Origin of the sequence: Bacillus sp. JJ722 (genome assembly GCF_036963345.1) — a bacterium.
GTDB lineage: Bacteria > Bacillota > Bacilli > Bacillales > DSM-1321 > Bacillus_AD.
Map to the genome: position 1 here is coordinate 1 of NZ_JBALMO010000328.1, position 8,608 is coordinate 8,608.

Below are 8,608 nucleotides of genomic sequence, written 5' to 3' on the forward strand. Positions count from 1 at the left end.
GCCTTATGATGGAGTGGTTTATGGTTCGGCGGTATCACTTGGATTTGCTACAGCTGAGAACTTATTGTATCTAGTTGCAAATGGCGTTGAATTTGCATTTGGTAGAGCGTTCTTGCCAGTTTCAAGTCATGCTTTGTTCGGTGTCATTATGGGATACTATTTAGGTAGGGGCAAGTTTACTGAAAATCGAAAGCGAATATTCTTACTTCTTGCTTTGCTAGTGCCGTTTGTCTTACATGGTTTATATGATTATATCTTATTAAAAGAAAGTCATTGGATGTATTTTATTGTTCCGTTTATGATTTTCTTATGGTGGCTTGGATTAAGTAAGGTTAAGAAAGCTAGAGTCTTATCTGACTTACATGCATCGCAAATGATCAATTAAGAAGAGGTTTGTCCAAAGTTATTGGGCAAGCCTCTTTTTTGTATAATATCGTTTTAAACATTGCTTTAATCTATACCAGCAAAATGGGTTCATCTGCTTTTTTGGAATAAAATAAATCCAATTGAAAAATAATAGGGTTACTTCCATTTTTTAAGTTAGGGGTGTCCTTTTTTGAGTAGAAAAATAATGAACTACGTAAGAATAAGTATCGCTTTAATGGCTTTGTTAATACTTTCGATTAGTTATAAACAAGATGATGCACAAGCATTTACTAATCAAGTGATACAACAAGGCGCTGTCGGTGATGATGTCATCGAACTGCAAGCAAGATTACAAAATATTGGTTTTTATCATGGGAAAATTGACGGAGTGTTCGGATGGGGTACTTACTGGGCACTACGAAATTTCCAAAACGATTTCGGCTTACCTATTGATGGTTTAGCAGGTGAAGATACTAAGAATAAATTAGTTAATGCATCAAACTTCAATAAGGAATTTGTACACGAACAAATTAATAAAGGGAACACGTTTACTTATTACGGCAATGTTCCGATTGAAAAGCAAGTTAAGCCGAAACAGCAACCATCAACTAATAATAAAAGTAATAATCAAGCCGCTACAAACAAAAGTACAAAAAAGCAAGAAACAGCTAACAAAGAAAAAACTAATACAAAGGCATCAAATGTGCCAGCTGGTTTTTCTCAAAATGATATTAATTTGTTAGCGCAAGCAGTATATGGCGAAGCAAGAGGTGAGCCATATGATGGACAAGTTGCAGTAGCTGCAGTAATTCTAAATAGACTTGAAAGTCCATCATTTCCAAATACAGTATCAGATATTATTTTTGAACCTTTAGCATTTACTGCAGTGGCAGACGGACAAATATGGTTAGAGCCAAATGAGCAAGCGAAAAAAGCAGTAATCGATGCTATTAACGGAATGGATCCATCTGGAAATGCAACATATTACTTTAATCCAGAAACCGCTACAAGTGAATGGATTTGGTCAAGACCACAAATCAAAAAAATAGGTAAGCATATTTTTTGTAAGTAGGAAGGGGTGTTCTTTATGGTGAAAAATATTATTATTACAGTTTTAGTTGTAGTCTGCGCGGGTACAGCGTTCTGGGGTTATCAAGAACATAAAGAGAAAAATGCAATTTTAGTAAATGCAGAAAATAACTATCAACGTGCATTTCATGACTTAAATTATCAAATGGATTTATTAAATGATAAAATCGGAACAACTTTGGCGATGAATTCTAGAAGGTCACTATCTCCAGCATTGACAGATGTATGGCGTATTACTTCTGAAGCGCAAAATGATGTAGGTTTACTGCCTTTATCTCTAGTGCCATTTAATAAAACAGAAGAATTCCTTTCGCAAATTGGTGATTTTACTTATCGTACAGCTGTGAGAGATTTGGAGAAAGAGCCTCTCACTGATGAAGAATATAAGCTTTTGCAAAGTTTGTATCAACAATCAGGTGAAATACAGCATGAACTAAGACAAGTTCAACATCTTGCAATGAAAAACAATTTAAGATGGATGGATGTAGAAATGGCTTTAGCTTCTGGAAAAGAAGCGAGTGATAATACGATTATTGATGGCTTTCAAACGGTAGAAAAGAAAGTTAGTGGATATTCAGAAGCTTCTCAGTTTGGTCCTACTCATGTTACGAATAAACAAAAAGATGAGAATTATCGAAATTTAAAAGGGGAAGAAATTAGCAAAGAAGAAGCGGTTGAAAAAGCTAGAAAGTTTGTACCTTTTAGTAAAGATGCTAAAGTGACGGTTGAAGAAAGTCGAAAAGGATCTGATTTTAAATTTTATAGTATAAATGTTTCTGATCCGAAAACAGATACTCAATTAAACATGGATATGTCCAAAGTAGGTGGATACCCGATTATTTTTATGAATAATCGAGAAGTAGGGAAAGCAAAAATTAGTTTAAATGAAGCATCAGAGAAAGCGATGCAGTTCCTGAAAAAGCAAAATTTCACATCGATGGAAATGTTTGAAAGCTCACAATATGATTCCGTAGGGGTTTTTAACTTTGTACATGTGGAGAATAATGTTCGCGTTTATTCAGATTCGATCAAGGTTAAAGTTGCATTAGACAATGGTGAAATCATTGGTTATTCGGCAGAAGAATATTTACAAACGAATAAAGAAAGAGAGCAGCAAAAACCTAAAATTACGCTTGAGCAAGCGAAACAAAAGATTAATCCTAAAGTGAAAATAATGGAAGATCGACTTGCGATTATTACAAATGATTTAGGGGAAGAAGTACTGTGTTATGAATTTTTAGGTACAATGAATGATGACACGTATCGTATTTTCATCAATGCTAGTACGAATGAAGAAGAGCTTGTTGAAAAGATGGATGAACATGAAGCCCCATATGAAGATGTGATTTAAATTGATAATTTTTAACTTTTTTGGATAGGAGAGGTATATCTATACTTTTCCTTTTTTTTTATTTCTGTCATAATATAGGAGGGTTTTAGTTATTTTATACTAGAAAGAGTGGGGGATAGAATGAGAGTTGGAGATAGCTTACTACTTGTGCCAAAATTTTCTTCACAACCTGAACAATATCGATCAAACATACTTGAAATAAGTGATCATTCATTTTTTATAGAATATCCTATAAATATTTCGACACATAACGTTTTGTCTTTAATCGATGGGACACAATTAAAAGTAAGTTATACGGGTGTAGATGGTTCGATTTATGAATTTGACACGGTAGTTATTGGTAGGATGACTTCCCCGGTTCCTATGATTCATTTGAAATATCCGGATAAGGTAACTTACGGTAGTTCTGGTGAATCAAAGTATATGTTTGATACCGACGTATTAAGAAGACTGAAAGAAAAGAACAATTCGAATAATGCGGATGCTATCAAGCTTAGGGAGTTCGTAAGGGTTGAAGTACCAGTAGAGGTTATTGCTAGTAGTAAGAATAGCGGTTTTAAATCGTTTCAAAGTATAACAAAAGATATTAGTGCAGGTGGAGCAGCAATCTATGTATCAAAGAAGTTAGTTTTGCATCCTGATTCAATTATTTCAGCTGCTTTTCTATTGCAAATGAAATCTGGAAAACAAGAAACAATTGAAGCTGATTGTAAGGTTATTAGATTAGTAGAACAACCAGAGCTTCAAAAGAATGTGCTTGCCGTGCAATTTATAAATAATAAGCATGAAGAGCAGCAGCTATTAATTCGCTTTTGTTTTGATAAACAATTGGAGTTTAGAAATAAAGCACGGAGATAAGGGTATATTCATGTTACTTCTTTACCATACTGAATGGTAAAAAATGATGGTGAAGAAAGTGAAGAAAATTGAAGCTATAATTGTAAAGCTAATTATAATACAATGCATTTTTTTATTGTTTTTTCAAATCGTGTTTCATAGAGCAGACTCCTTTCTGGAACTAAAAAAACTGGCAAAATATGAAGGCGTTTACATCGATAATTATTCTTTAATAGCAGATGTTTTGCAAAATAACGTTGATAAATAACAATTTCTCTTTCTCCTCAGCAAAATTACAGCTGAGGTTTTATTTATTTTGATTAAGATTCATAATATATTTATAGCAGCATTTTGAATGAATGGGTTTTGAAAAACGCGCTGTTGAAACAACGGTTTTATGATAGAATAGATAAAGGATTTTTTTAGATTACCTTGTTAGGTATAGGTTTTAGGAGGAATTATGAAAAAGAATATATCAGTAGCTATAGATGGACCAGCTGCAGCTGGTAAAAGCACTGTTGCAAAGATTGTAGCGGAGTATTTTTCCTTTGTATATGTGGATACAGGCGCTATGTATAGAGCCCTTACATTAAAGGCATTGCAAAATAATATAGATGTTAATGATGAAGGGGCATTGTACAACATTTTACTAGATAGTCATATACTATTAAAACCAAGTGATTCAGGTCAATTAGTATTTCTAGATGGTAAAAATGTAACGGATGAAATTCGTACTGCTGAAGTAACTAATTCCGTTTCTGCGGTAGCAAAACACGCATTAGTTCGTGAAGAGATGGTACGGGTGCAGCAGGAATTAGCGAACAATGGTGGAATTATTATGGATGGAAGAGATATTGGAACGCATGTCTTACCAAATGCAGAGTTGAAAGTTTTTCTAATTGCAAGTGTAGATGAACGAGCTTTGAGAAGACATCAAGAAAATGTTGCTAAAGGATTTCCTTCTGACTTAGAAAAGTTAAAACAAGAAATAGCAGCTCGTGATAAATTCGATTCTGAGAGAGAAGTAGCTCCTTTAAAGAAAGCGGAAGATGCTGTATTACTGGATACAACTTCTTTAAATATTCAAGAGGTTGCAGACTATATTAAGTCTCTTATAAAAGAAAGGGCCTTGTAATATGAATTTATATACGTTTGCTAAGGGGTTAGTGTATGCACTTTTAAAACCGATTTACCGTTTCGAAGTGATAGGAACGGCAGATTTTCCAAAAGAGGGCGGTGTACTTCTTTGTTCGAACCATATTTCTGCTTTAGATCCACCCGTTGTGGGTATTAACGCACCAAGACCGGTTCATTTTATGGCGAAAGAAGAATTGTTTTCTGCGCCTGTTTTAGGAAAATTGCTTCCTAGTTTAAATGCTTTTCCTGTGAAAAGAGGCATGAGTGATCGAGAAGCCTTAAGAAAAGGTTTAGGATTATTGAAAGAAGGGAAAGTATTAGGGTTGTTTCCTGAAGGAACGAGAAGCGAAACTGGAGAATTGGGTAAAGGGCTAGCAGGTGCAGGTTTTTTTGCTCTTCGAACAGATGCTGTTGTAGTACCTTGTGCGATTATTGGACCTTATAAACGATTTAAACGATTAAAAGTTGTCTATGGTCGGCCGATAGATTTCTCTGCATATAGTGAGGAGGGAAAAAAATTAAATGCAGAGGAAGCTACGAATATTATTATGAATGAAATTTCCATGTTGATAGAAGCATATAAGTGAGTCACATCACTTGACAAAAATACTAAAGTATAAGAATTTTAAATAATAGGATGTTGATTCCGATAAATATGGCAGCAATTGAAGCAATCTCTCGTTTTTTGGTTTATACTAAAGAATGATAAATACTAATCATGTTTGAACAGGTTGGTATTTGGAAGTAAAGCAAAGTCAATATTTTTGAAAACACTTTTAGCAGTCATGGGTAAGGAGGAGTACATATAATGGATGAACAATATGTAGTGAAAGACTATAAGGTAGGCGACACAGTAAAAGGTATTGTAACTAAGGTGGAAGAAAAACAAGTTATTGTTGATGTAGAGAACAGTAAATGTGATGGTATTATTCCTATTAGTGAATTGAGTAGTCTACATGTAGAGAAAGCGTCGGAAATAGTAGCTGAGGGCCAAGAATTAGAGCTTGAAGTTACAAAAGTTGAAGAAGAAAGCTTAATCCTTTCAAAACGTAAAGTTGATGCTGCAAAAGCATGGGAAACTCTCTATCAAAAATTTGAGGAACGACAAGTTCTTGAAGCTGAAGTGAAAGATGTTGTAAAAGGTGGTTTAGTAGTAGACCTTGGAGTGAGAGGATTCGTTCCGGCTTCATTAGTTGAAGACCATTTTGTTGAAGACTTTTCTGATTATAAAGGAAAAACGTTAACATTTAAAATTGTTGAAATAGAGAAAGAAAGTAATCGTTTGATTCTATCACATCGTGCAGTTGTTCAAGATGAAAAGCATAAAACAATGAAACATCGATTAGAAGAAATTCAAGTTGGACAATTATTAGAAGGTACAGTTCAACGATTAACAAACTTTGGCGCTTTTGTTGATATTGGTGGAGTAGATGGACTTGTTCATATTTCTCAACTATCACATCAACATGTAGATCAACCTTCAGATGTTGTATCCAAAGGTGATAAAGTAAAGGTTAAAGTATTAGCAATTAATCCTGAAGATGAAAGAATTTCGTTATCTATTAAAGATACATTACCTGGACCATGGGATAATATTGGAGAAAAAGCTGCAAAAGACTCAGTTTTAGAAGGAACAGTTAAGCGAATTGTTTCGTTTGGTGCCTTTGTTGAAATTTTCCCTAGTGTTGAAGGCCTTGTTCATATTTCTCAGATTTCGAACAAGCATATTGCAACTCCTCATGAAGTATTAAAAGAGGGGCAAATTGTTCAAGTAAAAGTATTAGAAATGAATGAGCAAGAACAAAGATTATCTTTAAGCATGAAAGCATTGGAGGAAAAAGATTCATCGGAAGATTTTTCTTATGAGCTTCCTGAAGAAACAACTGGTTTTCAATTCAGCGACGTTATTGGAGATCAATTGAAAAAATTTAAAAAATAATATGGTGATTAAATTTGTCAAGAATGAGACGTAAGTTAGAACATATTGAATATGCTCTTGAAACAGGGCAGAGTAGATTAACTGGGTTGGATGATGTACATTTCGTTCATGTTAGCTTACCGCAAATGTCTCTTGATGATGTTAGCCTTTATACAAAAATTGGTGAACTTTTAAGTTCACCAATTTTTGTAAATGCGATGACAGGTGGCGGTGGAGAAGAAACAGAAATAATCAATCGTGATATGGCTATAGTAGCTAGAGAAACGGGGATTGCTATGTCTGTAGGTTCGCAGATGTCAGCTCTAAAGGATACTACTCAACAATCCTCATATCGTATTGTCCGTAAAGAGAATCCTCAAGGAATAGTAATCGGCAATCTTGGTGGTGAAGCTACATTAGAGCAAGCGAAAAGAGCAGTGGATATGATAGAGGCAAATGCACTACAAATCCACATTAATGTAATTCAGGAGCTTGTAATGCCAGAAGGTGATCGGGATTTTAGTCATATCTTAAAAAATATCGAAAGAATTATTTCACAACTTCATGTGCCTGTTATAGTGAAAGAAGTAGGTTTTGGGATGAGTCATGAAACAGTTGCTATGTTAGCGGATGTTGGTGTGAAATATGTAGATATTAGCGGGTTTGGTGGAACAAACTTTGCGAAAATAGAGAATCAACGACGTTCACGCTTACTCAATTATTTTGAATCATGGGGGATTTCTACTGCTGCATCGATTGTTGAAGCTACCCACATTCCGTCAGTAAACGTACTTGCTTCAGGAGGTATCCAAAACGGAATGGATGTTGCGAAGAGTTTAGCATTAGGAGCAAGCGGAGTTGGAATGGCAGGCTATTTCCTTAAAGTGTATAAGGATGAAGGTATAGAGACATTAATAGATGAAATCTATACTGTGCATGAAGATCTATCAATTATTATGACAGCTCTCGGAATAAAGCATACAACAGATTTTAAACAAGTAAAAAAAGTCTTTCAAGGGGATACCTATCATTGGTTACATCAAAGAGGATTGCTACCAAAGTAATGAACCGAATTACGAAAAGTCTGAAAACTAGTTGACAATATAATGATAGTACCTTATTATGTTGATAGTGTTATTGAAAACATGTTACATTTACTTTCTGATAGAAATAACCTTTTATCGGATCAAGTAAAATGAGTGAAAAAGTATTTAAACGTTAATAATAACTGCTAATTCTGTTAAACTTACGAGAAATCGAAGCATATCCGCAGACCGAGCCAGTGATTTCCCTCTCTTATTAAAGATGGGATATTACTGGCTTTTTGTAACCAGTTTTTCTTAATGTGGAAGATCTTAAAAAAATCTTGAATTACTAGGAGGAAAAAGCTATGTGTCAAAGTATACTTGCTACTGGTTGTAAAAATTGTGGAGGATGCAAAAATTCAGATATAGGAAATGGTAAAAAATAAATATTTTTTAATAATATAGAATATTCTGATAATTGTTATTGTAATATATTTTTTGTGGTGACTTTAATTACAATTAATTGTGAACCAACTTATAATAAAATCAATAACAGTAGGGTTTTTTTAGCTGTGTGTTTTTTAGTCAGAAAATTATTGACAATTCGGTTTGATAGTTGTTATATTAAAAACATAAAGACATTGGAAACGTTATTGAATGTAATGCGAAGGTGTTTTTTTATCCATTTTAATTAATAACTGTCAAATCTAATTGACTCTGTTGCAAAAGCGGAGCAGGCCTAGATCAAGAACCAGTTATATTGATAAATAACACACCATGAACATGGTGGTTTATTTGTTGGTGTAATTGGTTTTTTTTATTGTTTAGGAAATTATAAAATAATTCGTTGTTAATCACTTTAATTAGAGTGATTCTACGTCCAGC

Annotated in this window: 9 protein-coding genes; all 9 read left to right on the plus strand. The window is 34.0% G+C overall.

The annotated features are described in order from the left end of the window. A partial coding sequence (locus tag V7014_RS25265; protein ID WP_335511561.1) for a PrsW family glutamic-type intramembrane protease occupies nt 1-385 on the plus strand: 385 nt, incomplete at its 5' end. Between the two features lie 216 nt (nt 386-601). After that, complete coding sequence (gene sleB, locus V7014_RS25270; RefSeq protein WP_335511575.1) at nt 602-1,438, plus strand: spore cortex-lytic enzyme; 837 nt, start codon at nt 602-604, stop codon at nt 1,436-1,438. A gap of 15 nt (nt 1,439-1,453) precedes the next feature. Then, nucleotides 1,454-2,806, plus strand: a complete 1,353-nt coding sequence (ypeB, locus tag V7014_RS25275; protein WP_335511563.1) for a germination protein YpeB — start codon at nt 1,454-1,456, stop codon at nt 2,804-2,806. A gap of 120 nt (nt 2,807-2,926) precedes the next feature. Continuing rightward, nucleotides 2,927-3,664 (plus strand): flagellar brake protein, encoded by a 738-nt coding sequence (locus V7014_RS25280; protein WP_335511565.1) that lies wholly within the window; start codon nt 2,927-2,929, stop codon nt 3,662-3,664. Between the two features lie 46 nt (nt 3,665-3,710). Continuing rightward, nucleotides 3,711-3,911, plus strand: coding sequence for a DUF5359 family protein (locus V7014_RS25285; RefSeq protein ID WP_335511577.1), 201 nt, complete (start codon nt 3,711-3,713; stop codon nt 3,909-3,911). A gap of 192 nt (nt 3,912-4,103) precedes the next feature. Then, complete coding sequence (gene cmk, locus V7014_RS25290) at nt 4,104-4,778, plus strand: (d)CMP kinase (RefSeq protein WP_335511567.1); 675 nt, start codon at nt 4,104-4,106, stop codon at nt 4,776-4,778. Nucleotide 4,779: 1 nt separating this feature from the next. Next, nucleotides 4,780-5,367: a lysophospholipid acyltransferase family protein gene (locus tag V7014_RS25295; protein WP_335511570.1), complete on the plus strand. Its 588-nt coding sequence runs from the start codon at nt 4,780-4,782 to the stop codon at nt 5,365-5,367. A gap of 221 nt (nt 5,368-5,588) precedes the next feature. Next, entirely contained in the window at nt 5,589-6,719 is a 1,131-nt protein-coding gene (gene rpsA, locus V7014_RS25300) for a 30S ribosomal protein S1 (RefSeq protein ID WP_335511571.1), read from the plus strand. 14 nt (nt 6,720-6,733) lie between these two features. After that, complete coding sequence (fni, locus tag V7014_RS25305; protein ID WP_335511573.1) at nt 6,734-7,762, plus strand: type 2 isopentenyl-diphosphate Delta-isomerase; 1,029 nt, start codon at nt 6,734-6,736, stop codon at nt 7,760-7,762. Nucleotides 7,763-8,608: the final 846 nt, after the last annotated feature.

Bases quoted from the DNA above. Each gene is read 5' to 3' on its own strand.
- sleB (WP_335511575.1), top strand. From the start codon at position 602: ATGGCTTTGTTAATACTTTCGATTAGTTATAAACAAGATGATGCACAA.
- ypeB (WP_335511563.1), top strand. From the start codon at position 1,454: ATGGTGAAAAATATTATTATTACAGTTTTAGTTGTAGTCTGCGCGGGT.
- V7014_RS25280 (WP_335511565.1), top strand. From the start codon at position 2,927: ATGAGAGTTGGAGATAGCTTACTACTTGTGCCAAAATTTTCTTCACAA.
- V7014_RS25285 (WP_335511577.1), top strand. From the start codon at position 3,711: ATGGTGAAGAAAGTGAAGAAAATTGAAGCTATAATTGTAAAGCTAATT.
- cmk (WP_335511567.1), top strand. From the start codon at position 4,104: ATGAAAAAGAATATATCAGTAGCTATAGATGGACCAGCTGCAGCTGGT.
- V7014_RS25295 (WP_335511570.1), top strand. From the start codon at position 4,780: ATGAATTTATATACGTTTGCTAAGGGGTTAGTGTATGCACTTTTAAAA.
- rpsA (WP_335511571.1), top strand. From the start codon at position 5,589: ATGGATGAACAATATGTAGTGAAAGACTATAAGGTAGGCGACACAGTA.